25 protein-coding genes and 1 tRNA gene are annotated in these 23031 nt (G+C 70.5%); 15 read left to right on the top strand and 11 right to left on the bottom strand.

Features of this window, described 5'->3' with window-relative positions; all coding sequences use genetic code 11:
• Positions 1-26 precede the first annotated feature (26 nt).
• Entirely contained in the window at positions 27-887 is an 861-nt protein-coding gene (locus AC1MGR_RS03975; RefSeq protein ID WP_480233738.1) for a phosphoribulokinase, read from the bottom strand.
• Between the two features lie 29 nt (positions 888-916).
• Entirely contained in the window at positions 917-1978 is a 1062-nt protein-coding gene (locus tag AC1MGR_RS03970) for a class 1 fructose-bisphosphatase (protein ID WP_181259624.1), read from the bottom strand.
• Between the two features lie 255 nt (positions 1979-2233).
• Between AC1MGR_RS03970 and AC1MGR_RS03965 the strand changes: the two genes are divergently transcribed.
• Together AC1MGR_RS03965 and AC1MGR_RS03960 are read left to right on the top strand one after the other, a co-directional pair.
• Positions 2234-3190 carry a LysR family transcriptional regulator gene (locus tag AC1MGR_RS03965; RefSeq protein WP_108035496.1) on the top strand — a complete coding sequence of 319 codons (957 nt, stop codon included), beginning with the start codon at positions 2234-2236 and terminating at the stop codon, positions 3188-3190.
• Positions 3187-4410, top strand: coding sequence for an NAD(P)/FAD-dependent oxidoreductase (locus AC1MGR_RS03960; protein ID WP_480233737.1), 1224 nt, complete (start codon positions 3187-3189; stop codon positions 4408-4410). Before AC1MGR_RS03965 ends, AC1MGR_RS03960 begins: the two co-directional genes overlap by 4 nt.
• A gap of 14 nt (positions 4411-4424) precedes the next feature.
• Here the strand turns inward: AC1MGR_RS03960 and AC1MGR_RS03955 are convergent, their stop codons facing one another.
• Positions 4425-4763: a helix-turn-helix domain-containing protein gene (locus AC1MGR_RS03955; RefSeq protein WP_108035498.1), complete on the bottom strand. Its 339-nt coding sequence runs from the start codon at positions 4761-4763 to the stop codon at positions 4425-4427.
• 285 nt (positions 4764-5048) lie between these two features.
• Between AC1MGR_RS03955 and AC1MGR_RS03950 the strand changes: the two genes are divergently transcribed.
• The 9 genes from AC1MGR_RS03950 (at position 5049) to AC1MGR_RS03910 (ending at position 10221) form a co-directional block, all read left to right on the top strand.
• Positions 5049-5558: an META domain-containing protein gene (locus AC1MGR_RS03950; protein WP_480233736.1), complete on the top strand. Its 510-nt coding sequence runs from the start codon at positions 5049-5051 to the stop codon at positions 5556-5558.
• 129 nt (positions 5559-5687) lie between these two features.
• Complete coding sequence (locus AC1MGR_RS03945) at positions 5688-5861, top strand: hypothetical protein (RefSeq protein WP_480233735.1); 174 nt, start codon at positions 5688-5690, stop codon at positions 5859-5861.
• A 255-nt stretch (positions 5862-6116) separates the two neighbouring features.
• Complete coding sequence (gene cysK / locus AC1MGR_RS03940) at positions 6117-7094, top strand: cysteine synthase A (protein WP_108035500.1); 978 nt, start codon at positions 6117-6119, stop codon at positions 7092-7094.
• A gap of 101 nt (positions 7095-7195) precedes the next feature.
• Entirely contained in the window at positions 7196-8368 is a 1173-nt protein-coding gene (locus tag AC1MGR_RS03935) for a DUF2254 domain-containing protein (RefSeq protein WP_480233734.1), read from the top strand.
• A gap of 119 nt (positions 8369-8487) precedes the next feature.
• Positions 8488-8724 (top strand): hypothetical protein, encoded by a 237-nt coding sequence (locus tag AC1MGR_RS03930; RefSeq protein ID WP_146180459.1) that lies wholly within the window; start codon positions 8488-8490, stop codon positions 8722-8724.
• Positions 8725-8726: 2 nt separating this feature from the next.
• Entirely contained in the window at positions 8727-8990 is a 264-nt protein-coding gene (locus tag AC1MGR_RS03925) for a hypothetical protein (protein WP_108035503.1), read from the top strand.
• 4 nt (positions 8991-8994) lie between these two features.
• A complete protein-coding gene (locus AC1MGR_RS03920; RefSeq protein WP_181259625.1) occupies positions 8995-9171 on the top strand; it encodes a hypothetical protein in 177 nt (58 codons plus the stop codon).
• 292 nt (positions 9172-9463) lie between these two features.
• Positions 9464-9697, top strand: coding sequence for a hypothetical protein (locus tag AC1MGR_RS03915; protein WP_480233733.1), 234 nt, complete (start codon positions 9464-9466; stop codon positions 9695-9697).
• Positions 9698-9882: 185 nt separating this feature from the next.
• Positions 9883-10221, top strand: coding sequence for a hypothetical protein (locus tag AC1MGR_RS03910; protein WP_480233732.1), 339 nt, complete (start codon positions 9883-9885; stop codon positions 10219-10221).
• 10 nt (positions 10222-10231) lie between these two features.
• Here the strand turns inward: AC1MGR_RS03910 and AC1MGR_RS03905 are convergent, their stop codons facing one another.
• Positions 10232-10462, bottom strand: a complete 231-nt coding sequence (locus AC1MGR_RS03905; protein ID WP_480233731.1) for a tautomerase family protein — start codon at positions 10460-10462, stop codon at positions 10232-10234.
• A 365-nt stretch (positions 10463-10827) separates the two neighbouring features.
• On the opposite strand from AC1MGR_RS03905, the gene AC1MGR_RS03900 reads away from it, so the two are divergent.
• Positions 10828-11739: a class I SAM-dependent methyltransferase gene (locus AC1MGR_RS03900; RefSeq protein WP_480233730.1), complete on the top strand. Its 912-nt coding sequence runs from the start codon at positions 10828-10830 to the stop codon at positions 11737-11739.
• Positions 11740-11873: 134 nt separating this feature from the next.
• Here the strand turns inward: AC1MGR_RS03900 and AC1MGR_RS03895 are convergent, their stop codons facing one another.
• Complete coding sequence (locus tag AC1MGR_RS03895; RefSeq protein ID WP_480233729.1) at positions 11874-13130, bottom strand: acyltransferase family protein; 1257 nt, start codon at positions 13128-13130, stop codon at positions 11874-11876.
• A gap of 319 nt (positions 13131-13449) precedes the next feature.
• Here AC1MGR_RS03895 and nhaA point away from each other — a divergent pair, with 319 nt between their 5' ends.
• Entirely contained in the window at positions 13450-14646 is a 1197-nt protein-coding gene (nhaA, locus tag AC1MGR_RS03890; RefSeq protein ID WP_480233728.1) for a Na+/H+ antiporter NhaA, read from the top strand.
• 76 nt (positions 14647-14722) lie between these two features.
• Here nhaA and AC1MGR_RS03885 read toward each other — a convergent pair.
• The 5 genes from AC1MGR_RS03885 to AC1MGR_RS03865 all read right to left on the bottom strand — a co-directional run bounded on the left by AC1MGR_RS03885 (position 14723) and on the right by AC1MGR_RS03865 (position 19711).
• Positions 14723-14797, bottom strand: a tRNA-Val gene (locus tag AC1MGR_RS03885).
• A 102-nt stretch (positions 14798-14899) separates the two neighbouring features.
• On the bottom strand, positions 14900-16648 hold the full coding sequence (locus AC1MGR_RS03880) for an ABC transporter permease (protein WP_480233727.1): 1749 nt from the start codon (positions 16646-16648) through the stop codon (positions 14900-14902).
• 99 nt (positions 16649-16747) lie between these two features.
• Positions 16748-17770 (bottom strand): extracellular solute-binding protein, encoded by a 1023-nt coding sequence (locus AC1MGR_RS03875; protein ID WP_480233726.1) that lies wholly within the window; start codon positions 17768-17770, stop codon positions 16748-16750.
• 136 nt (positions 17771-17906) lie between these two features.
• Positions 17907-18998 carry an ABC transporter ATP-binding protein gene (locus tag AC1MGR_RS03870; RefSeq protein WP_480233725.1) on the bottom strand — a complete coding sequence of 364 codons (1092 nt, stop codon included), beginning with the start codon at positions 18996-18998 and terminating at the stop codon, positions 17907-17909.
• Positions 18995-19711 carry an alpha/beta hydrolase gene (locus AC1MGR_RS03865; protein ID WP_480234925.1) on the bottom strand — a complete coding sequence of 239 codons (717 nt, stop codon included), beginning with the start codon at positions 19709-19711 and terminating at the stop codon, positions 18995-18997. Before AC1MGR_RS03865 ends, AC1MGR_RS03870 begins: the two co-directional genes overlap by 4 nt.
• A gap of 95 nt (positions 19712-19806) precedes the next feature.
• Between AC1MGR_RS03865 and AC1MGR_RS03860 the strand changes: the two genes are divergently transcribed.
• Both AC1MGR_RS03860 and AC1MGR_RS03855 read left to right on the top strand, forming a co-directional pair.
• The gene (locus AC1MGR_RS03860) at positions 19807-22065 is read left to right on the top strand and encodes a primosomal protein N' (protein ID WP_108035511.1); all 2259 of its coding nucleotides are present in this window, start codon (positions 19807-19809) and stop codon (positions 22063-22065) included.
• Between the two features lie 53 nt (positions 22066-22118).
• Positions 22119-22478 (top strand): SpoIIAA family protein, encoded by a 360-nt coding sequence (locus AC1MGR_RS03855; protein WP_108035512.1) that lies wholly within the window; start codon positions 22119-22121, stop codon positions 22476-22478.
• A 111-nt stretch (positions 22479-22589) separates the two neighbouring features.
• Here AC1MGR_RS03855 and AC1MGR_RS03850 read toward each other — a convergent pair whose 3' ends face one another.
• Entirely contained in the window at positions 22590-22985 is a 396-nt protein-coding gene (locus tag AC1MGR_RS03850) for a hypothetical protein (RefSeq protein WP_108035513.1), read from the bottom strand.
• Between the last annotated feature and the right edge of the window lie 46 nt (positions 22986-23031).

Here is a 23031-nt window from a genome sequence, read left to right as displayed (position 1 = left end):
TGTCCTCTGGAGCCTCGCGACGGCGCTCAGGCCATGCGGCGCTTGCGCTCGACGAGCTGCATGATGATCGGGGTCAGGATGAGCTGCATGGCCAGGTCGAGCTTGCCGCCCGGAATGACGATGGAATTCGCGCGGCTCATGAAGGAGCCCTGGATCATCGAGATCAGGTAGGAGAAGTCGATGCCCTTGGGGTCCTTGAAGCGGATCACCACCATCGATTCGTCGGCCGTCGGGATCCAGCGGGCGATGAAGGGGTTCGAGGTGTCCACCGTCGGCACGCGCTGGAAGTTGATGTCGGTCCAGGTGAATTGCGGGCAGATGGTCTGCACGTAGTCCGGCATCCGCCGCAGGATCACGTCGGTGACGGCCTCGGTGGAGTAGCCCCGGAACGAGCGGTCCCGGTGCAGCTTCTGGATCCATTCGAGGTTGATCACCGGCACCACACCGATCTTCAGGTCGGCGTAGCGGGCCATGTCGACGTTGTCGTCGACGACGCAGCCGTGCAGGCCCTCGTAGAACAGCAGGTCGGACCCCGGGGGGAACGCCTCCCAGGGCGTGAAGGTGCCGGGCTCGGTACCGTAGAGCGCCGCGTCCACCGCATCGTGAGCGTAGTGCCGGGTGCGCCCGCCCCCGGACTCGCCGTAGGTGCGGAAGACCTCCTCCAGCTCCGGCAGGAGATTGGCGCGCGGCGCGAAGTGGCTGAGGTTCGGCTCCTCGACCATCATGCGGCGCATGGTGTCGCGATCGTAGGCGTGAAACGCGTCGCCCTCGATATAGACCGCGCTGACGTCCTCGCGCCGGAAGATCTGCTCGAAGGTGTTGCGGACCGAGGTGGTCCCGGCTCCCGAGGAGCCGGTGACCGAGATGATGGGGTGACGCGCCGACATCGTTGTGCGTGCTGTCCCGGGCGGGCGCGCTAGCTGCGCATCAGGCCGCGCTGCCCGAACAGGGGCGAGCGACCGGCGGCGGCGTTACGGCCATCGTAGTACTTGGCCACGCAGGCGACCTCGTCGAGGGAGCCGAAGATCAGCGGCACGCGCTCGTGGATGCCGGTGGCGCGGATGTCGAGGATGCGGCGCTCGCCGTCGATGGCCCCGGCCCCCGCCTGCTCCATCAGCATGGCGATCGGGGCGGCCTCGTAGAGGAGGCGCAGGCGGCCCTGGGCGTAGCCCTTGCGGTTGTCGCCCGGATAGAGGAACACGCCGCCGCGCAGGAGCACGCGCTGGGCATCCGCCACCAGCGAGCCGAGCCAGCGCATGTTGAAGTCCTTGTCCAGCGGGCCCTCCGAGCCCCGCAGGCAATCCTCGATATAGGCCTTCACCGGGCCGTCCCAGTTCCGGGCATTCGAGGCGTTGATCGCGTATTCCTTGGCCGAGGCCACCACCTCGATGCGCGGATGCGTGAGGCGGAAGGTCCGCTCGGCCCGGTCCAGGGTGTAGATCTGCGTCCCGTGGCCGAGGGTGACCACCAGGGAGGTGGCGGGTCCGTAGGTCACGAAGCCGGCGGCGATCTGCTCGGTGCCCGGGGTGGCGAAGGAGGCGATCGAGTCCGCGGCGTCGGCCGCGACGGGGCGGATGCCGAAGATCGAGCCCACCGCCATGTTCACGCCGATGTTCGACGAGCCGTCGAGGGGATCGATCGCCACGGCGAGGGGGGCGCCCGGATTGAGCTGCATCATGCCCTCGGCCTCCTCCGAGGCCACCACCGCCACGGGGGCGCCGCGCAGGGCTTCCGTGAAGCGCTCGTGCGCCAGGACGTCGAGGGCCTTCTGGACGTCGCCGTCGCTGTTGTGATCGCCGGTGGCGGCGAGATCGGCCCCGCCGAGCATGCCCCGGCCGATCACCTCGCTGACATCGACCGCCGCCTCGGCGCAGGCCGCGATCACGGCCGCCGCGTCGGCGAGCCGCGCATCGGCCGCCACGGTCTTCGCGAGGCAGTCCGCGAGGGTGGACCCGAACTCCAGAGACACCGTCGACATGAATGTCCGTCCTTCTTCCATTCCTGGCCGGGGTCCGGCCGCCTTGCCGTCCCGAAGGTTCGCCCCGCCCGGCCTTGACGTCACCGGTCAGAGCACCGCCCGGGATCGACCCGCCATCGCATCCTGCCCCTTGGCACGAGTGCCCCCGCGGGCACCAGTGCCCGCGGCGCATCCATGCCGCGCACGTCCCTATGGTATCACCGAAAGAATTCTGAAAAAACTTGCGAGCGATTCCAAAAAAACTAGAAAAGCCTGATGCGCAACCTCTCTCTCAAACAGCTCCAGGCGGTCGCCGCCGTCGCCCGCCTCGGCACCATGACGCGCGCCGCGCAGGAGCTCAACGTCACCTCGGCCGCGCTCTACGCCCGCATCCGCCAATTGGAGGAGGAGGCGGGCCTCATGCTGTTCGACCGGACGCCCACCGGGCTGAAACCCACGGATGCGGGGCGCGAAATGCTCTGGGCGATCAACAGCATCAACACGGTGCTGGAGACCTGCGCCGACCGGCTGGAAACCCTGAAGGGCGGCAGCAGCGGCCGCGTGGCGATGGGCGTGGTCTCCACGGCCAAGTACTTCGCCCCGGGGGTGATCGCGGGCTTCGTCGGGCTGCACCCGGCGGTGGAGATCAACCTCACGGTGGGAAACCGGGGGAACATGGTCGAGGCGCTGCGCAACTACGAGATCGATTTCGCCATCATGGGGCGTCCGCCGCGGGATTTCGCCATCGAGGCCGAGATCTTCGGGCCGCACCCCATCGTGATCATCGCCGGCCCGCATCACCCCCTCGTGGGCCGCACCGGCCTGACCCGGGCCGAGCTCGCCCAGGAATCGTTCCTGGTCCGCGAGGAGGGATCGGGCACGCGCACGGTGTTCGAGGAGTTCATGGCCGGGGTCATGATCAAGCGCGCGCGGCTCGGCATCGATTCCGGCTCGAACGAGACCATCAAGCAGGCGGTGATGGCGGGGCTCGGCATCGCCCTGATCTCCGCCCACACGGTGGCGGCCGAGCTCGAGAGCGGGCGCCTCGCGATCCTCGACGTCCAGGGCCTGCCGATCCGGCGCGACTGGTACGCCGTGCGCCGGGCCGACAAGGTGCTCGGCCCGGCGGCGGCGGCCTTCTGGGACTACATCGCCAAGGATGGCGGGCGCTGGCTGCCGCAGCTCCGGCTGTCGCCGAACCCCTCCCCCGTCACCGCGGAGTTCGAGGCATGAGCGCGGCCGGTGTCGTCATCGTCGGCGCCGGCCAGGCCGGCTTCCAGGTCGCGGCCTCCCTGCGCGAGGCGGGCTTCGCCGATCCCGTCACGCTCCTGGGCGACGAGGGCCTGCCCTACCAGCGGCCGCCCCTGTCGAAGGCCTACCTCGCGGGCAAGACCGATGCGGCCGGCCTGAGCCTGCGACCCGCCTCCTACTTCGACGAGCACCGCATCGCCCGGCGATCCGGTGTCTCCGCCACGGCGATCGACCGGGCGGCCCGGCAGGTGCGCCTCAGCGACGGCGGCACCCTGGCCTACGATCACCTCGTCCTGGCCACCGGGGCGCGCAACCGGGTGCTGCCGGTGCCGGGCCACGACCTGGCGGGGGTGCACCAACTGCGCTCGCTGGCCGACGCCGACGCGCTGAAGGCCGCCCGCGGCGCGGCGCGCGCCATCGCCATCGTGGGCGCCGGCTTCATCGGGCTGGAATTCGCGGGCGTCTGCGCCGGGTCCGGGATTCCCGTGACGGTGATCGAGGCGGCGGACCGGCCCATGGCGCGGGCGGTCTCGGCCGAGACCGCCGCCTTCTTCACGCGGGCGCACACCGATGCGGGCGTCGGCTTCGCCTTCGGGGCCGGGGTACAGGCGCTGGAGGGCGAGGCGGGCCGCGTGGCCCGGGTCCGGCTCGCCGACGGCTCGGCGATCGACGCCGATCTCGTCCTCGTCGGCATCGGCGTCGTCCCGAACCAGGACCTTGCCGAGGCGGCGGGCCTCGCCGTCGGCGACGGCATCCACGCCGATCCCTTCCTGGCGACCTCCGATCCGGCGATCTCCGCCCTGGGCGACTGCGCCCGCGTGCCGAGCCGCTTCGCGGACGGGCAGCCCGTGCGCATCGAATCGGTGCAGAACGCCGTGGATCAGGGCCGGTGCCTCGCCGCGCGGCTGACCGGGCGTCCGGCCGCCTACGCGGCCGTGCCCTGGTTCTGGAGCGACCAGGGCCCGCACAAGCTGCAGATCGCCGGTCTGACACGCCCCGACGATGCCAGCGTCCTCCGCCCCACCGAGGGCGGCCTGTCGGTGTTCCGCTTCCGCGACGGGCGCCTGAGCGGCGTCGAGACCGTGGACCGGCCGGCCGACCACATGGCGGCCCGACGCATCCTGGGCCTCGGGCTTCCGCTGACGCCGGAGGCTGCCGCGGATCCGGACCGGGACCTCAAGGCGCTCGCCAAGGGAGCCTAGTAGTCCGAGGAAGCCTAGCGGTCGTTCTCGGTGTTGAGGGCGTCGAGCCGCGTGCCCTCGCCGCGTCCCTGTCCGCTCAGGCGGACCCCGTCCGAGCCGCCCTCCCGGCTGAACACCACGCCGTGGGTCATGAACGCGCTGCGCAGGGCCTCGATCTGGCCGGAGGGCTGTTCCCGGCCACCCGATTCGAAGTCGCGCACGAAATCCGCCCCGAGCCCGAGCTTGCCGGCGAGATCGGATTCCGACCAGTTCAGAAGGGCCCGGGCCGCCCGCGACTGCGCCGGGGTGATGGTGTTCGGGCCCGAGGCCTCGGGCTGCAGGCCGCTTGGGGTTCCCTCGTCCGATCCCGTCACCGTATCAACTCCCTGGTTCTGCCTTGCCCGGACAACGGCAGCCCCGCCGGTTCGTTCAATGCAAACCGGTCCGGCGGGCGGTTAGCGGGGGATCGCGGCGGCGTCCCGTCGAATCCCGCTCACGCGGCCTTGACCATATTTGTGCTGGAATCTTATCCGATTGGCCGCGGGGCCCGTCCTGTTCCGAGCGGTTCCGTGCGCACCACCCGCGCCGGGTTCCCAGGGGGACCGGCGAGGTTGCAACGTTCGACGCGACGCGAAGCGCGCTTGAAAGGGGGCCAGACGATGAGAGCGATCCGAATCGCCATGGTAGCCGGCGCCATCGCGGCCGGGGTCATGACAGGTGCCATGACCACGGCGGCGACCGCCCAGATGGGGAACAACGTCACGGGCTTCGGCCGCGAGGCCCGCGAGAAGCCCGAGAAGAAGCAGTACGTCCCGGCGGCCAAGCCCCAGGAGAAGATCTTCCCCCTCGACGCGACCTGGACGGCGGTCAGCCTGAACGGCAAGCCCTTCGGCGGCAACGACCGCCCGAGCTTCACCATCGACAAGCAGTACCGGGCTCGCGGCTACGGCGGCTGCAACACCTTCGCGGCGACCGCCTTCCCGCTCAAGGAGCAGCACCTCGCGGTCGGCCCCCTGGCCCTGACCAAGAAGCCCTGCGACAAGGGCCTCGGCGCCAGCGAGCAGGACTTCTTCATCGCCCTGCGCACCGCCGGGCAGTGGGACCTCGTCGGCTCCCAGCTGGTGATCAAGAGCCAGAAGGGCGAGCTGCGCTTCGACCGCGCCCTCTGAGCCGTCCGACGGCTTTAAGCTTCCATTGACGACGATCCGCGGTCGCGACCGCGGATTTACCCGCTCTTCAAGCCGCACCGTGCCTCCTGACCCCGGCCGCCGGACGTCCCGGCGGATGGGGAGAACGCGATGGGCACCAGGGTGGAATGGACCACCGGCAGCAACGGCCTCCGGCCCGGCCTGCGCGAGGAGACCCGCTACATCTGGCCCCAGGGACTCCATACGGGCGCCGCGATGATCGTCACCGCTAGCCCGGTCGTGGCCACCATGGTGATGCTCTGCGCCGCCCTGTTGACGCACTGATCCCGGCGAGACACGGCGCCGATCGCCGGACGAAGAAATAAGTTCTCCATTTCTCGACCTTCGCAGGTGAAGACTACTCCAAGTCGGCAGCTCGGTTGCCGACGGAGAAGGATTGTCTTTGATCTCGGATCTTTGTCGATTGCCTCGACAGAAACGACACGATATCTCCCGGCCCTGAGTTCGTTCCAGGCGAGATCCGGCGCGCCCTTGCGCCGGCCGCCGAGACACAAGCCTCACGCTGTTCAGGAGAGATCTATGGCCGAGTCCCAGAGCCCCGCCTCGACCCGCACGCCGGGCCACGGCCACATCTTCGGCTCGATCACCGAGACCATCGGCAACACGCCCCTGGTCCGCCTCAACCGCATCACCAAGGAGCACGGGGTCGACGCCGAGATCCTGCTCAAGCTCGAGTTCTTCAACCCGATCGCGAGCGTGAAGGACCGCATCGGCGTCAACATGATCGACGCCCTCGAGGCCTCCGGCAAGCTGAAGCCGGGCGGCACGCTGGTGGAGCCGACCTCCGGCAACACCGGCATCGCCCTCGCCTTCGTGGCGGCCGCGCGCGGCTACCGCCTCATCCTGGTCATGCCCGAGACCATGTCCCTGGAGCGCCGCAAGATGCTGGCCTTCCTCGGCGCCGAGCTCGCCCTGACCCCCGGCCCGCAGGGCATGAAGGGCGCGATCGCCAAGGCCGAGGAACTCCTCAACGAGATCCCGGGCGCGATCATGCCCCAGCAGTTCTCGAACCCCGCCAATCCCGAGATCCACCGCAAGACGACGGCCGAGGAGATCTGGAACGACACCCAGGGCCACCTCGACGCCTTCGTAGCCGGCGTCGGCACGGGCGGCACCATCACGGGTGTCGGCTCGGTGCTGAAGCCGCGCCTGCCCGGCCTGAAGATCGTCGCCGTCGAGCCCACCGACTCGCCGGTCATCTCCGGCGGCCAGCCCGGCCCCCACAAGATCCAGGGCATCGGCGCCGGCTTCATCCCCGACAACCTCGACAAGGCGATCATCGACGAGGTCATCACGGTCTCGAACCAGGAGGCCTTCGACACCTCGCGCCAGCTGTCGCGCCTCGAGGGCATTCCCGGCGGCATCTCCACCGGCGGCAACGTGGCCGCGGCCCTGAAGCTCGCCGCACGCCCCGACTTCCGCGGCAAGCGCATCGTCACCGTCGCCTGCTCCTTCGCGGAGCGCTACATCTCCTCGGCCCTGTTCGACGGCCTCTGAGACCCGCACGGGCGATCCGGGCCTCGCTCCCGGATCGCCCGAAGGTCGCGTATACGGCGCGCGAGCCCGGATCCGCGAGGCTCGGCCCGAGAGCCGCTGTCATGTCCACCGCCCTCTATGCCCTCCGCCGCTGGGGGCGGCGCCCCTTCATCCGCGTCGGCGCCTTCAGCGTCGGCGGCGTCGTGGCGGCGCTGGTCTCCGCCGTCCTGGCGCCGATGGTGCCGGCGGATCTCGGCGCCTCGATCGGTGCCGACGCGGTCGACCAGATCCTCTCCGTCCTGGCCACCAGCATGCTGCCGGTGGCGACGTTCTCGCTCTCCACCATCGTGCAGGCCTATGGCGGGGCCACCAACACCGTGACGCCCCGCGCCGTGACGCTGCTGATGCGCGATACCCGCGCGCAGACCGCCGTGGCGAGCTTCATCGGCGCCTTCGTCTACAGCGTCGTCGGCCTCATCGCCCTCAAGACCCATTTCTACGGCAGCCAGGGACGGGTGATCCTGTTCGGGCTGACCCTGCTGGTTCTGGTGAGCGTGGTGGTGACGCTGGTCCGCTGGATCGACACCCTGTCGCATCTCGGCCGGGTGGGTGAGACCATCGACGCCATCGAGGCCGCGGCCGCCGATGCCGTGCAGCGGCGCGCCGAGGCGCCCTATCTCGGCGGCCTGCCCTGGCAGCCGGCGCCGCCGGGCGCGGTCCGCATCGCCGCCGCCGCGACGGGCTACGTCCAGCACGTCGATGCGGCCCGGCTCGACGCGCTGGCCGAGGCGCAGGGCCTCACCATCCACCTCGCGGCCCTGCCGGGCGCCTTCGTGCATCCCGGACGCCTGCTGGTGGCGGTCAATGGCGCCGTCGACGAGGCCCTGCGGGAGCGGATCCTTGCGGCCTTCGTCGTCGGCGATCGGCGCAGCTTCGACGACGATCCCCGCTTCGGGATCATCGTCCTGGCGGAGGTGGCCCAGCGCGCCCTGTCGCCGGCGGTGAACGATCCCGGGACCGCCGTCGACGTCATCGGCACCCTGGTCCGCGTGCTCGGCCTCTGGGACGCGCGCCGCGCCGCCGCCCCCGAGGCGGGGATCTATCCGCACCTGCGCGTGCCCGGCCTCAGGACCGACGACCTTCTCGCGGATGCCTTCGATCCTATCGCCCGCTACGGCGCCTCGGACGTGACGATCGGCTTGCGGCTGCAGAAGGCGCTCGCCGCCCTCGCGGATCTGGGGAGCCCGGCCGTCCGGGCGGCCGCCCGCGTTCAGGCCGACCTGGCCCTCCAGTGAGGCGAGGCGGCGCTGCCCCTCGAAGCCGATCGGGCCCGCCTCCGCGAGGCCTGGGCCGCCTGGAACGAAGCAACCTCGGGCCCGGCGCCGGGTTGAGCCTCCAGCATCAGGAGGACATCATGACCGACGAGCCGCGCGCGGGCAGCGCGCCGAAGCCGATCGACGCCGACCGCCACGGCGGATCCCCCGTGCCGGGCGAGGCCCCCGGATCCTCGCAGGCGCCACAGGGCGGCGAGACGCAGCCCGCGACCCTCAAGGAGATCGGCGCGGCCGCCCGGAAGACCGAAGCCTCAGGGGCGGCCCGCGAAGCCATCGACCGCGCCACAGCGCCCAACGGCCAGGATGCGGGAGAATAGGCATGCCGAACGACCACATCCCCATCGTGGGCACGCGCAAGCCCGATTCCGATGTCGGCAAGCCGGGCGACCCGGCCGTCGCCGGCGGAGGACAGTCGGCCGAGCAGGCCGCGATCACCCAACAGGGTTCCGGCGGCCAGACGGATGCCGCCCGCAACGCCGCCTGGGACGGTGCTCCGAAGGGGCGCAATCCCGCCCCGGCCGGCGGCTCGTCCGACGGACAGTCCGACCGGCCCCGGTCGCCCGATGCCAGCCCCAAGGAGTGACGCGATGACAGGCTCCGACGACAAGGATCCGCCGAAGGATAAGGATCCGGCCAAGGACAAGCCGGCCAATACCGCGCCGGACGCGGTGATGGATCCCAACGAGAAGACGGACGGCAAGCCCGGCCAGGGTCCGAAGGGCGGTGCGCAGCCGGACGGCGAGACCGATCCCGGCGGTGGCTAGGACGCCTCCCCGGCCGTGGGCCCAGGCGGGCGCCGCGCAGTCCCGAACCGAGCCCCGAACCGGGCTCATAGCCCGGCATTGAGCCGGGACCCGAACCGGGCCCATGGGCCCGGCGTTGAGCCGGGACATGTGGTCGGGAGACTCGACGATGCGCACCGGCGATCAGCGCGCCGTCATCATCCTTGTGGAGGAGGAGCGGGATCAGCGCTAGGCCATCACGGGGCTTCTCGCGCAGGCCGGCTTCTCCGTCGCGGCGGCAGGGACGACCGACGAGGCCCTTCATCTGCTGGAGGTGACGCCGGATGCGGCCGGACTCGTCACCTACGCGCACGTGCCGGGCGGGATCGACGGCTGGGAACTGGCGCAGCGCGCCCGTGCGCGAAAGCCCGGCCTTGCGGTGATCCTGATGTCGGGCCATTCGGACCCGAGTTCCGGGCCCCTGCCGGAGGGCGCCGCCTTCGTACTCAAGCCGAACGTGCCGGCCCGTCTCGGTGCGACGCTGTGCGAGATGATCGGCCAGGCCTGACCGGGCCTGTTCAGGTTTCGACCGGGACCCCGCCCCGGTACGGTCTCCCGCCCGGGTCTTCGTCGCCCAGGGCCGCGGCGATGCCACCGGCGAAACTCAACGAACTGGTGAGAAACGCACGGTATACAGGGCTGAGCTTCCGCGACGCGTGTCGAGGTCGCGCGAACCAGACAGGGAGATTGCGGGTGAGTGCCGCTCCAGCGTCATCGATCCGGGCCGCGGCGCCCACCGACCGGCTGCCCGAGCTGTCGCGGCTGGCCGCCCTCTTCGCGCGGACCGTGCTCGACGCGCAGATCCAGGGTCGTCCCGTCCCGGACGACCAGATCCGCTTCCTGCTCGATGCGGCCCTGCTCCTGAACGAGTACGGTGCCGAGCTGCCCTCCCCCCTCGATCAGATCATGCAGGATGCCAGCGCGCCGAAGGCGCCCGAGCCGTCGGCCGACCCGCCGGCGCCGGACGCCCAGGACGACGATGCCGGCCGTCTCGCCTGGTTGCTGCGCCCCTTCCAGGGATCGAAGGGGTAAGGACCGGGGCTCAGGGCAGGGTGTAGCCCGGCGTCTTGAACAGGGTCTCGGGCCGGCCGACGATCTCGGGGCGATAGACCTGCGCCTCCCAATCCGCCTGGGCCACGTCCTCGATCGAGACCGAGATCGCCTTCTCGGCAGTGCCCGCACTGGCCATCAGGGCAGCCGCGATGGCCTCGGCCATCTCCGCCTTCTGCGCGTCGGTCTTGCCCGGGTACATCTTCACGGTCACGTGCGGCATGGCGAAGGGGTCCTGTCGGCGGCTGGAGGAACGGGGGGACCGCCCGTCGCGCGGTCGCGGGGTCCATGCCAGGACCGGGGCGGACGGACAAGGTCGGGGGCTCCTCTCCGCATCCCCACATTGATTGGAGAGATGAGCATCGGCCGATCCACGATACTGGGTCTCCTCCGCCTTGGTCTCCCAGGGCCCGGCCGTTGGAGGGGAAACGGCTTTCGAGTCGGTGCGACCATAGCCTACGCAATTCCTGAGCGCTTCAACCGCTCGAGCGCTTGTTATAGGTTGTGCAAAATGGTGGACGAGTTCATGATCGCATGCATTAGGCTTGCATGGCGATATATTGATTCTTCCACGTGGAATGACACATTATGAAATATCACGGTTATCTGGACAAATTTTCAATCGTTGGTCGATGCCTCTATGCCGAGGGTTGGGCAAATAAATTTCAGCCAGAACTGTATTATGATGGTGACCTACTAAGATTCGAGCATCAAACAGTCCTGAGACCCGATCTCATCACCGTATTCGGGCCCGATTCTGTCAATTGGGGCTTCGTTCTTGTTGCTATCATTCCCCACCTACACATTGATCGGACGAAGTTCACACTGCGATTCAATGAAGGCTTCATCTTGAAAGACCCGTCCGGAGGGTTCTCTAATCCTGGCGATAGGCTGTTCCAGGTGATGGTGGATCGCTTCTGCGGGGAGGTTGCCGAGCATCGCGGAAGCATGCTGGAGATCGGCAGTCGGGCGCGCAGCGGCGTCAGCTACCGTTCCTGGTTTCCGGCGGACATCGAACACCTGGGAATCGACATCACAGATGGACCGAATGTCGACTCCGTCTGCGATGCGCATCATCTCAGTCGCAGCATCGCCCGAACTTTCGATTTCGCTTTTTCCATGGCGGTGTTCGAACATCTCCTCATGCCCTGGAAAGTGGCGTTGGAAATGAACAAGGTGCTTCGTCAGGGCGCTTTGGGTCTCATCATCTCGCACGCCGCGTGGCCCCTGCACGAGGAACCCTGGGACTTCTTCCGCTTCTCGAAGGAGAGTTGGCGGGGCATTTTCAACGCACATACCGGCTTCGAGGTCGTGGACGCGCAGTATCGCTATCCTGCCTCCATCGTGCCGGACTACATCAACGACTCGAATTTTCAGCAGATGAGCCTTGGGCCGACCTACCTCCTCAGCGGATGCATCGTCCGGCGAACTGGACCTGCACGGGTTGAGTGGAACGCCGAAGTCGCAGATATCTACGACTTGTCCTACTCGCATGCTTGAAATGGCCCGGTGGACAGGCATGGCACCATCACATGATGCCTATTTTCCCAGCGCACACATTTCGCAGGACGTTTGCGGGATCGTCCCGCTGGCGACACGGCCGAGGGCCGCGCCGCCTCGCCCCGGCGACCGGCTCAGATCTCGGAGCGGCCGATCATCGGAGCGGCCGTGGCGTGCGCCTCCCGCCGCGCGCCGGTGGTGGGCAGGAGATGGCGACGGGCCATGTGGCGTCCCAGCGCGATGGCGGGTGCCTCGATCCAGCGATACACCAGGGCCGCGACCGCGACCGTCGCGAGGGCCGTCGCGCCGGCGAACAGGTGGATCGGAATGACCGGCGCGTAGCCGGCCAGCGCATGCTCGAGCACCGCCTGGACCACCGGCCCGAACAGGTAGATCGAGTAACTGATGGCGCCGAGGAAGGTGAACAACCGCCCCTCGATGCGCAGCTTCAGGGACAGCAGGGCGAACAGCGCCATCGCGGCCCAGTAGGTGACGAGGTACTTCACCCAGTTCTCGTGAAAGCCCATGTCGCGCCCGTAGGCGAGCACGGAGACCAGCGGGATCGCGCAGACCAGCGCCCCGGTGACCACCGTGAGGGCCGTGCCCCAGCCCGGCCGCCGCTCGAGGACGTGGTAGCGCAGGCACAGCCCCCAGAACATCACCGCCAGGGACAGGGGAACGGCCACCGGAAATTTCCGCTCGAGGGCGAAGCGCAGGGCGGCGAGGCCGAGGGCGGCCCCGATCAGGGCGAGGGCCGACAGCACGACGCTGATGGCATCGTCGAGACGCCCGAGGACGAAGAGCCCGACGCAGAGGCAGTAGAAGATCAGCTCGATCTGCAGGGTCCAGTACAGGGCGATGATGTTCTCCACGTCGAGGAACTGCTGCAGCATCGTGATGTTGGCGGGCACGAGCACGGCGGGGATGTCGCGGCCCGCCCAGACGAACAGGACCAGCAGCCCGCAGGGGATCGAGAGCCAGTAGGCGGGATAGAGGCGAAAGAACCGGGACACGGCGAAGGCCAGGATCGGCCGGTCGCCCGCCTTGAACAGCGAGAAGGGGACTACGAAGCCCGACACGGCGAAGAACAGCGTCACGGCGATCTTGCCCACATCGACGTACTCGGTCAGCCCGGACAGGAAGGTGCGTTCGAGGGGAAACGGTCCGATCTGCGTCTTCAGGCCGAACTCGACGGTATGGGCGTAGATGACCGCCAGGGCGGCCAGACCACGGATCGAATCGATGCTGTGCAGGCGGCGTATGGCGACAGTCGGTGTTGCGCCCCGACCATCGAGGGCCGTCCAGGGATTGCAGGTGCCGTCCGGTTCGATAAGGTCGTTCGCGCACCTTGGTAAACGGCGGGGCGAGTCTTGGCAGGGGCCTGCAGCCAACAAGGATTGTGGACGACTTCCGCTCCCACCGACGGCAACTGTTTTCGGCGTATCGAACCCGGATAAGCGGTGGGGATAGACAGGTCTGTTCCAAAGCCTCCGCAGATCTGCGTGCGGCCAGGTACGGGGCCCGAGGGGCTATCGAAGGGATTCCACGCACTCGCACTGGTCGAGCGCCGAGACGTTGCGGCCTGGACGCCGAGGCATCCCCGCTGACCCGCAGCCGCGATCGCGTCTCGGGCTTGGCGTGCGTCTCGGGCTTTGCGTGCGTCCCGACCCAGGCGTTGTGTCCCGGCCCGGGTCTTGTAAGGGAAACCCCATGCACGCCCCTGCCCCGCTCCGCCGGCCGTTCTCGGCCTTCCGGTCGACGCTCACCTCCGAGGCCGGCGGCGGCCTCGTGCTGATGGCGAGCGCGGTGCTCGCCCTCGTGGTGGCGAACTCGCCCCTGGCGGAGCGCTACTTCGCGGTCCTGCAGGCCAAGGTCGGGGGCTTGAGCGTCCTGCACTGGATCAACGACGCCCTGATGGCGCTGTTCTTCCTGCTCGTCGGCCTCGAGATCAAGCGCGAGATGCTGGATGGGCGCCTGCGGACCTGGCCGGACCGGATCCTGCCCGGCCTCGCCGCCCTCGGCGGCATGGCCGCGCCGGCCCTGGTCTACGCGGTGGTCAACCGGCACTCGCCGGAGACCCTCCGCGGCTGGGCGATTCCCGCCGCCACCGACATCGCCTTCGCCCTCGGCATCCTGGCCCTGCTCGGCTCCCGTGTGCCGGTCTCCCTCAAGGTGTTCCTCACCGCCCTTGCCATCATCGACGATCTCGGCGCGGTGCTCATCATCGCGCTGTTCTACACCGCGGACCTGTCCCTGCCGATGCTGGGCGGCGCGGCCGCGACCCTGGCGGTGCTCTATGGGCTGAACCGGGCCGGCATCAGCCGTCTCGCACCCTACCTCGTCCTCGGCGCGGTGCTGTGGGTCTTCGTCCTGAAATCCGGGGTGCACGCCACCGTGGCGGGCGTGCTCCTGGCCCTGACGATTCCCCTGCGGCTCAGCATCGGACGGCCGGACGATCCGACCTTGCCCCTGCATCGGCTGGAGCACGCGCTCCACCCCTGGTCGGCCTACCTGATCCTGCCGATCTTCGGCTTCGCCAATGCGGGGGTGTCGCTGGCGGGCTTCACGCCCAGGATGCTGCTCGACCCCGTGACCCTCGGCGTCGCCCTCGGTCTGATCGTCGGCAAGCAGCTCGGCGTGTTCGGCTTCGTCCTGGCGGCCGTGAAGCTCGGGCTCGCCCAGCGGCCGGCGGGGGCCGGCTGGATGCAGATCTACGGCGTCTCGCTCCTCTGCGGCATCGGCTTCACCATGAGCCTGTTCATCGGCCTCCTGGCCTTCGCCGACGCGCCGGAGCTCGAGGCCGAGACCAAGGTCGGCGTGCTGGCCGGATCGATCGTCTGCATGGCGGCGGGCGCGCTGGTGCTGCTGCTCACGCCCCGCCGGGCGCCGGATCGCGCCGTCCCGTAAGGGCGGCCCGACGGCGATCGGCGACAGCCGACCGAAGCGCGAAAGTCAGGGATGGAATAGGGATCGAAGAGGGGAATGGTGGACGGTGCAGGGATCGAACCTGCGACCTCTCCCGTGTGAAGGGAACGCACTACCGCTGTGCTAACCGTCCTGACCCGTCTTCCGCCGGCTCGGCGAACGTCCGCTCGACCAAGGCCGCGATCGTGCGGCGAAAGACCGTCCGGCTGGGCTGTGTCGCCTGACCGAGGGCCTTCTAGGGCGAGGGGCGCGGCCGCGTCAAGCGCTGATCGGCAGGTTCTGCGCCGGCTTCGCCGCGCGGGGTTCCGAGCCGGAGCAGGATCACCACCGGCACGAGCCCGACGGCGACGATGAGGAGGGCCGCCACCGTGCCGTCCTCGTAGGTGCCGCGCGCGGCCTCGCCATAGAGGTGGGTCGCCAGGGTCTCCACGTTGAGGGGCCGCAGCAGCAGGGTCGCGGGCAATTCCTTGACGCAGTCCACGAAGACCAGCAGCGCGCCGCTCAGCACCGCCGGCCAGGCCAGGGGGAGCTGGACCCGCCACAGGGTGGCGCCGGGCCCGCGGCCGAGCATCCGCCCGGCATCCGGCAGGCTGCGGGGCACCCGGCCGAGGCCGGCCTCGCAGGTGCCGATGCTGACGGCCAGGAAGCGCACGAGGTAGGCGGTGACGAGGGCGCCGCCGGTGCCGAGGCCGATCAGGGCCGGGGCGACCCCGAAGAGCCGCGTCGTCCCCGCCGACAGGGTGGCGTCGGCCCAGGCCAGGGGCCCGAGGAGGCCGATGGCCAGGATCGCGCCGGGGAGCGCGTAGCCGAGGCTCGCCACCCGGATCAGCGCCTCGCCCCAGCGCCGGGCGACGAGGCGCGGCCCTGCCGCCACCACGAAGCCCAGGGCTGCGGCGATCACGGTCGCGACGCCGGCATACAACAGGGTGTGACCGATCTCCGGCAGGATCGTCTCCGGCACACCGCTCCGCCAGATCCGGCGCAGTGCGGCCTGCACGAGGTAGGTCGCGGGAATCGCGAAGCCGATGGCCACGGGCACGAGGCCGAGGGCCAGGGCGGCCGCGGCGCGCAGGCCGCGCAACCGCTGCCGGGCGAGGCGGCGCGGTCGCTGGGCGCCGCTCGCGAACCCGCGCCCGGCCCGGGCCCAGCGTTCCAGGGCCATCAGGGCGACGACGGCCACCAGCATGACGAGGGCGATCTGGGCCGCGCCGGCAAGATCCGAGCGGTTGACCCAGGTCGCGTAGACCTGGACCGTCAGCGTGCGCACCCCGAGGAATTCCGCCGCGCCGATGTCGTTCAGGGCCTCCATCAGGGCGAGGCTCGCGCCGAGGGCGATGGCCGGGCGCGCCATCGGCAGGGCGACCCGGAGGAAGGTGGCGGAGGGCCGGCGCCCGAGCATCCGCGCCGCCTCGATGAGGTTGGCGGCCTGCATCAGGAACAGGGCCCGGGTCGGCAGGTAGACGTAGGGATAGAGCACGAAGCCGAGGAGCAGGATGCAGCCGGGCAGCGAGCGGACCTCCGGCAGCACGAAGTCGCGTGGGCGGGCATAGCCGAGGACATCGCGCAGGGTGGTCTGCACCGGTCCGATCGGATGCATCAGGTCGAGATACGCGAAGGCGACGATGTAGGTCGGCACCGCCATCGGCAGGAGCAGCCCCGCCTCCAGCAGGCGCCGGCCGGGAAAGTCGTAGGCTGCCACGAGCCAGGCGGAGCCTGCTCCGAGCACCACCACGAGCACGCCCACACCGGCGAGCAGCAGGGCGGTGTCGCGCAGGGCCTGGGGCAGCACGTGGGCGACGAGGTGCGGCCAGAGCGCCCCGCCCGCCGCGTCGCCGCTCCCCTCCCCGGCCGCAACCATGAGGGCGATCACGGGACTGAGCACCAGGGCGCACAGCAGCAGGCCGCCGGCGCTCCAGGCCAGGGCGCCGGGACGCGCTGCGGGCGAGAGGGCGGAGGGCGAGAGGGTGGAGACGGCCCCGGTCATGCCGGACCCAGGCCCGTTTTCGGCGCGTCGGGATGACGGAGGCGGGGGGCGCCTTCCACGACGGCGTGCGTCGTCCCGCGCGTCATCACCACGCGGCCCTCAGTTGTCGAACCCGACCGTGTCGAGGAGGAGGCTCGCCGCCTTGCGGTTGCGGGCGATCTCGACCAGCGGCACGGAATCGATGGTCAGGGGGCCGAGGGCGGTCAGGAGGGGGTCGATCGGCGCGCCGGCCTTCACCGGGTACTCGTAGTCGGCCTTGGCGTAGAGCCCCTGGGCCTCGTCGGAGACGAGGTATTCGAGGAGCTTGACCGCCTCGTCGCGGTTGGGGGCGTTCTTGGCGACCGCCGCGCCCGAGATGTTCACGTGGGTGCCGCCGCCCGCGAAGGTCGGCATGACCACCTTGATGCCGTCGCCCCACTTCCGCTGCTCGGGGCCGCCGCGGCCGGAGCGCATCAGGCCGACATAGTAGGAATTGCCGAGGCCGATCTTGCAGGTGTCGGCGAGGATGTCGCGGGCGACGTCGCGGTCGCCGCCGGCGGGCTTCCGGGCGAGGTTGGCTTTCAGGGCCCGCAACCAGGCCTCGGTCTTCTCCGGGCCGTGCTTGACGAGGTAATGGGCGACGAGGGCCGTGTTGTAGGGGTGCTGGCCCGAGCGCAGGCAGAGGCCGCCCTTCCAGGTCGGGTCCGCCAGCCCCTCGTAGGTGATGGCCTTGAGGTCGGCGAGATCCGTGTCGGCGTAGAGCACCCGGGCCCGCATGGAGAGGGCGAACCAGCGGCCGTCGGCGTCGCGCAGGGTGGCGGGCACCGCCGCCTCCAGCACGCCCGAACGCACCGGCTGGGCGAGGTCGCGATCGACGAGGTCGATGAGGTTGCCGACGTCCACGGTCATCAGCACGTCGGCCTTGGCACGGGCGCCCTCGGCCGCCACGCGCTCGGCGAGGCCCTTCTCGACGAACACCGTGTTGACCGTGACGCCGCTCTTGGCGGTGAAGGCGTCGAGCAGGGGCCGGATCAGGCCGGGCTCGCGGGTGGTGTAGAGGTTGACCTCCGCGGCCGACGCCGTGCCGACGAGGGCCGCCAGCACGAGGCTCGCGAACCCGATTGCCTTGATCCCACCAGCCATGCCCGACACCCCTCCGTCAAAACGTGACGGGTGTTCAGAAGCATCGGCGAGAAAAACACAAGCGTGATGTTTTGGACTTAAAACAATTCGAAACTATTAGGTCGACCCAAGCACAGGTTCGATCCGAAACTGTGTTTTAATCCGCCTCGGCTGCAAAAATAAAGCAGCGCTCCGGATCGAGGCTCAGGCCGACCGCATCCCCCGGCCCGCGCGGGTCGTCCGCCGGCACGGGCAGGCGGAGGGGCTCGGGCAAGCCGTCCGCCCCGAGGGTCAGGAGGGCGGCGCCCCTGAGGAAGCGACGCCCCTGCACGACGGCCTGGAGGGAAGCCTCCGGCGCCCCGAGGCGGATGGATTCGGGGCGCAGGCACAGGATGACGGCCGCGCCCTCGGCATGGCCCGGCGCGGGGACCGGACCGAACGGCGTCGCCACGCTGCCGTCGCGGCAGGTCCCGCCGAGTTCGACGAGGTCGCCGAAGAAGCGGGCGGCAAAGCGCGTCGCGGGGCGGCAATACAGGTCCGGCCCGGTGCCGACCTGCACGATGCGCCCCCGCCGCATCAGGGCGATGCGGTCGGCGAAGCCCAGGGCCTCCTCGGGATCGTGGGTGACGAGGAGCGTGGTGGCGCCGCTGGCGCGCAGGACCGCCAGGGTGTCGTCGCGGACCCGGTCGCGGGTGCGCCGGTCGAGATTCGAGAACGGCTCGTCGAGGAGGAGGATGCGCGGCCCCGGGGCCAGGGCGCGGGCCAGGGCAACGCGCTGGCTCTCGCCGCCCGAGAGCGTGCCGGGATAGCTCCTGGCCCGGTCGGCGAGGCCGACCTGTTCCAGCCGGGCCTGCGCCAGGGCACGGGCCTCGGCCGCGGGCCTGCCCGGGAGGCTTTTGCCGTGGAGGCCGAAGCGGACGTTCTCCGCCACGGTGAGGTGGGGGAACAGCGCGTAGTCCTGGAACATCAGCCCGACGCCGCGCGCCTCGGGCGCGACGCCGCGACCGTCCTGGCTGACCAGGGTGCCGTCGAGGCGGATCGTGCCGGTCTGCGGCTGCTCCAGCCCGGCGATCGCCCGCAGGAGCGTGCTCTTGCCGCAACCGGAATCGCCGAGAAGGGCCAGGATCTCGCCGGGCCGGACCTGAAGCGAGACGTCGGCGAGGGCCTGCACCGTGCCGAAGCGCAGGCCGATGCCGCGCAGGTCGAGGCGCGGCGGCACGGAATCGGGCGGGGGCGCGTCGAGGCTCATGCGCGCCTTGTGTCACCGCGGGCGGACGGCGAAAACCCTCCGGTGCGCAGGAAGTACAGGGTCTCGGCGATGACCGCGGGGTTGCGCATCATCAGGCCGTGGCTGGTATGCAGGATGATGTGATCCGCCATCCCGGCGACCCGCGTGCGCGCAACGGTGACCCGGCCGTCGTCGGGACCCGGCAGCATCAGCCAGGACTCGATGGGATAGAGCGTGCGTTCCCCCGCGATGATCCCGAGGGGAAAGTCGACCGGACCGAGGCGGTCGCGCAGGCTTTCGTCCGGCCGCGTCGTCAGCTCGGCGCCGGCCGGGCCGAAGACGCGCCGGTAGACGCGCAGGGCGTGCAGGCGGTCGGCGACCTCGCTGCCGCCGTTCGGCGGGCCCAGCATCACGACCCGTCCGAGATTGGCCGGCCGGCCTACACGGAGCCAGGCCCGGGCCAGGAGCCCGCCCATCGAGTGGGTGACCACGTGGAGGGTCCGCACCCGGGCGGCGAACGCGGCGGCGGGCGGTCCGATGATGCCCGCGAGAGCCGCGAGATCCGCTGTGCGGGAGGGATAATCGAGGTTTAGCGTCGCGAACCCCGCCGCCCGGACGGCGCGCTCCATCCGGGCCAGGGAGGCGGCCCGCCGGGCGAGGCCGTGCAGGAGCAGCACGCCGTCGGGGGCCGGATCGCCGGTCGTTCCGGAGGCCGCGGGCTCGGGTCCGTCCATCCTGCGCGCCTCCGGGCGACGATCGGCGGCGCGGCGGTCGCGCATTGCCTCCGGCATGCTTATATTCCGGTTATGTTCCGTCAAAGCCCCGCCCGATGCCCTGCATCGCCGAGATCCTGATCCCGCTGGCGCTGGACAGCGCCTACAGCTACGCCGTGCCGGCCGGGCTCGACCTCGCGGTGGGTGAGGTCGTGCAGATCCCCCTCGGGCCGCGCGAGACCGTGGGAGTGGTCTGGGGCGTGCGCCAGAGCCCCGGCGGCTCGAACCTGCGCCCGGTCACCGGCCGGATCGACGTGCCGGCCCTGCCCGACGCGCTTCGCGAGCTCGTCGACTGGCTCGCCCGCTACACCCTGGCGCCGAAGGGCTCGGCGCTGGCCATGGCCCTGCGCCTGCCGGACGAGGCGGCCCTGACCGAGACGGTGCGGGTCGGGGTCCGCGCCTCGGGCAAGGCCCCGGCCCGGCCGACCGCGGCCCGCACCAAGGTGCTGGCGGTGGCGGCCGACGGGACGATGCGGGGCAAGAGCGCGCTGGCCAAGGAGGCCGGCGTCTCCCTGAGCGTCGTCGACGGCCTGATCGACGACGGCGCCCTCGAGGCGGTGGCCCTGGCGCCTGAGCCCGTCGCCCTGCCGCCGGACCCGGACCATGCCCGCGTGCCCCTGTCGGAGGCGCAGGAGGCGGCGGTGCGGGAACTCGTCGCGCTGATGAACCCGGCGCCCGACGCGCCGCCGCCCACGGATGCCATCGGCGATCCCCTGCCGGCGCCTGCCGCTTCCGACGGCAAGGTGCCGCCGCCGGGGGCCGAGGCGAAGGCCCCCACGGTGCTGCTGGAGGGCGTCACCGGCTCGGGGAAGACGGAGGTGTATTTCGAGGCGGTGGCCGATTGCGTCCGCCGCGGGCACCAGGCCCTGATCCTGATGCCCGAGATTGCACTGACGGCGCAGTTCCTCGATCGCTTCGCCGAGCGCTTCGGCGCGCGCCCTGCCGCCTGGCACTCGGGCATCGGCGGCAAGCGCCGCGAGCGCATCCGCGCCGGGGTCACGGCGGGCGAGATCGCCGTGGTGGTGGGCGCGCGCTCGGCCCTGTTCCTGCCCTTCTCGGATCTCGGCCTCATCGTCGTCGATGAGGAGCACGAGGCCGCCTACAAGCAGGAGGACGGGGTGCATTACCACGCCCGCGACATGGCGGTGGTGCGCGGGCGGATCGAGAACTGCCCGGTGGTGCTCGCTTCCGCGACGCCCTCCATCGAGACCCGGGTCAATGCCGAGCGCGGCCGCTACCGCCGCATCGCCCTGCCCGAGCGCTTCGGCGGCCGGCGCCTGCCCGACATCGCCGCCATCGACATGCGCGCCGACAAGCCTGAGCGCGGGCGCTTCATCGCCCCGGCCCTGGTCGCGGCCGTGCGGGAGACCGTGGAATCCGGCGACCAGGCCCTGCTGTTCCTGAACCGGCGGGGCTACGCCCCCCTGACCCTGTGCCGGGCCTGCGGCCACCGCTACCAGTGCCGCAACTGCTCGACCTGGCTGGTGGAGCACCGCTTCCGCCGGGCGCTGGTCTGCCACCAGTGCGGCTATGCCGAGCGGCGCCCGGATTCCTGCTCGGAATGCGGCACCTTCGACAATCTCACGCCCTGCGGGCCGGGCGTGGAGCGCATCGCCGAGGAGGTGGCCGAGCTCTTTCCGGACAAGCGCGTCATCGTCCTGTCGAGCGACTTTCCCGGCGGGGCCGAGCGCCTGCGGGCCGAACTCCAGACCGTGGCGGAGGGCGGCTGCGACATCGTCATCGGCACGCAGCTCGTGGCCAAGGGCCACAACTTCCCGCACCTGACCCTGGTGGGCGTCCTCGACGCGGATATCGGCCTGACCTCCGGCGATCCGCGGGCGGCCGAGCGCACCTTCCAGCTGCTGCAGCAGGTGACCGGCCGGGCCGGGCGCGGCGAGAAGCCGGGCCGCGCCCTGCTCCAGACCTACCAGCCGGAGCATCCGGTGATCGCGGCGCTGCTCTCGGGAGATTCGGAGCGCTTCTACGACGAAGAGATCGGCGCCCGGGAGGCCGCCGGTCTCCCGCCGTTCGGGCGTCTGGCCGCCCTCATCGTCTCGGCGAACGAGCGCGAGGTGGCCGAGGCCCACGGGCAGGCGCTGGCGAGGGCCGCCGAGCCGCCGGAGGGCGTGATGGTTCTCGGCCCCGCCGAGGCGCCGCTGGCCCTGATCCGCGGGCGATACCGCTTCCGCCTGCTGGTGAAGACCGAGCGCGCGGTCGACCTGCAGACCTACCTGCGCGAGTGGCTGGCGCGCGGTCCGAAGGTTCGCGGCAACGTGAAGGTCGCCATCGACGTGGACCCGCAGAGTTTCCTATAACGCTGGCTCGACGTTCGCTTGGGTAGCGTTCGACCCCCTGAGGAGTGCCACACGTGCTGACCTACACCAAGAAGCCGGATTCGAGCGTCGCCGAGATCGTCGTCGACGGCCAGATCACCGATGCCGAGATGAACACCGTGATCTCCGCCATGCAGGCCGACCTCGACAAGGGCGGCAAGATCAAGCTGTTGGAGGACGTGCGCGACTTCAAGGGCATGGAGCCGGCCGCCTTCTTCAAGGACCCGCGCTTCGGCCTCGCCATGATGAAGGGTGTCAGCCACGTCGCCCTGGTGACCGACGCTTCCTGGCTGCGGATGATCGCCGACACTTTCGGCAAGGTCTCGCCGGCCCAGATCAAGACCTTCGACCGCGCGCATATCGAGGAAGCGCGCCAGTGGCTCGCGGCCGCCTGACGCCCTGAACCGACGGCGTCCCTCTCCCCTCTTGGGGGGAGGGACATGGACGAGAAGGGCTCGGCCTCCCTCGACTCCCGAGGCTGGCGGGACCGCCCCGACCGCGAAGCGCTAGTCCGCCTGGGCGGTCCGGGTGGTGTGGCGCCGGGCCGTCCAGCGGCCCGAGCACAGGGAGGCGACCTTCCAGGTCCCGCTGCCGCTCTGGGCCTGCAGGCGCCCCGAGACCGCGCCCGAGGCGGTGCCGTTCGAAACGTTGAGGCCGACCGTGCCGTCCGGTCCGACGCGGCCGTTCAAGGTGGCACCGGCCGCCGCGGAGGTGAGGCGGACCTGCCCCTCCTGCACCGACACCCCGTAGGTGTAGCGGGAGTCGCAGACCATGCCGCTCTCGGTGACGAGTTCCACCGACCAGGCCCCGTTGAAGTTTCCGCCGTCACGGGCGGCGGCCGGGATCATCGCGGGCGAGGACAGGCCGGCTCCGAGCGCCAGAACCACCGCAACTTTGGACATGCATCATCCTTCGGCAAAACAGCGTCCGCCCGAGCCGCGGCCACAG

The sequence above is a fragment of the Methylobacterium sp. BI1 genome, assembly GCF_056680125.1.
Note: the sequence above shows the minus strand (reverse complement) of the source record. Positions and strands in the feature narration are given on the sequence as shown.

Excerpts from the sequence above, each read along its gene's own strand:
- nhaA (WP_480233728.1), top strand. The coding sequence starts at position 13,450 with ATGCACGCCCCTGCCCCGCTCCGCCGGCCGTTCTCGGCCTTCCGGTCG.
- AC1MGR_RS03965 (WP_108035496.1), top strand. The coding sequence starts at position 2,234 with ATGCGCAACCTCTCTCTCAAACAGCTCCAGGCGGTCGCCGCCGTCGCC.
- AC1MGR_RS03865 (WP_480234925.1), bottom strand. The coding sequence starts at position 19,711 with ATGGACGGACCCGAGCCCGCGGCCTCCGGAACGACCGGCGATCCGGCC.
- AC1MGR_RS03880 (WP_480233727.1), bottom strand. The coding sequence starts at position 16,648 with ATGACCGGGGCCGTCTCCACCCTCTCGCCCTCCGCCCTCTCGCCCGCA.
- AC1MGR_RS03870 (WP_480233725.1), bottom strand. The coding sequence starts at position 18,998 with ATGAGCCTCGACGCGCCCCCGCCCGATTCCGTGCCGCCGCGCCTCGAC.
- AC1MGR_RS03960 (WP_480233737.1), top strand. The coding sequence starts at position 3,187 with ATGAGCGCGGCCGGTGTCGTCATCGTCGGCGCCGGCCAGGCCGGCTTC.
- AC1MGR_RS03900 (WP_480233730.1), top strand. The coding sequence starts at position 10,828 with ATGAAATATCACGGTTATCTGGACAAATTTTCAATCGTTGGTCGATGC.
- AC1MGR_RS03935 (WP_480233734.1), top strand. The coding sequence starts at position 7,196 with ATGTCCACCGCCCTCTATGCCCTCCGCCGCTGGGGGCGGCGCCCCTTC.
- AC1MGR_RS03850 (WP_108035513.1), bottom strand. The coding sequence starts at position 22,985 with ATGTCCAAAGTTGCGGTGGTTCTGGCGCTCGGAGCCGGCCTGTCCTCG.
- AC1MGR_RS03930 (WP_146180459.1), top strand. The coding sequence starts at position 8,488 with ATGACCGACGAGCCGCGCGCGGGCAGCGCGCCGAAGCCGATCGACGCC.
- cysK (WP_108035500.1), top strand. The coding sequence starts at position 6,117 with ATGGCCGAGTCCCAGAGCCCCGCCTCGACCCGCACGCCGGGCCACGGC.
- AC1MGR_RS03875 (WP_480233726.1), bottom strand. The coding sequence starts at position 17,770 with ATGGCTGGTGGGATCAAGGCAATCGGGTTCGCGAGCCTCGTGCTGGCG.
- AC1MGR_RS03975 (WP_480233738.1), bottom strand. The coding sequence starts at position 887 with ATGTCGGCGCGTCACCCCATCATCTCGGTCACCGGCTCCTCGGGAGCC.
- AC1MGR_RS03950 (WP_480233736.1), top strand. The coding sequence starts at position 5,049 with ATGAGAGCGATCCGAATCGCCATGGTAGCCGGCGCCATCGCGGCCGGG.
- AC1MGR_RS03925 (WP_108035503.1), top strand. The coding sequence starts at position 8,727 with ATGCCGAACGACCACATCCCCATCGTGGGCACGCGCAAGCCCGATTCC.
- AC1MGR_RS03945 (WP_480233735.1), top strand. The coding sequence starts at position 5,688 with ATGGGCACCAGGGTGGAATGGACCACCGGCAGCAACGGCCTCCGGCCC.
- AC1MGR_RS03905 (WP_480233731.1), bottom strand. The coding sequence starts at position 10,462 with ATGCCGCACGTGACCGTGAAGATGTACCCGGGCAAGACCGACGCGCAG.
- AC1MGR_RS03860 (WP_108035511.1), top strand. The coding sequence starts at position 19,807 with ATGCCCTGCATCGCCGAGATCCTGATCCCGCTGGCGCTGGACAGCGCC.
- AC1MGR_RS03970 (WP_181259624.1), bottom strand. The coding sequence starts at position 1,978 with ATGTCGACGGTGTCTCTGGAGTTCGGGTCCACCCTCGCGGACTGCCTC.
- AC1MGR_RS03920 (WP_181259625.1), top strand. The coding sequence starts at position 8,995 with ATGACAGGCTCCGACGACAAGGATCCGCCGAAGGATAAGGATCCGGCC.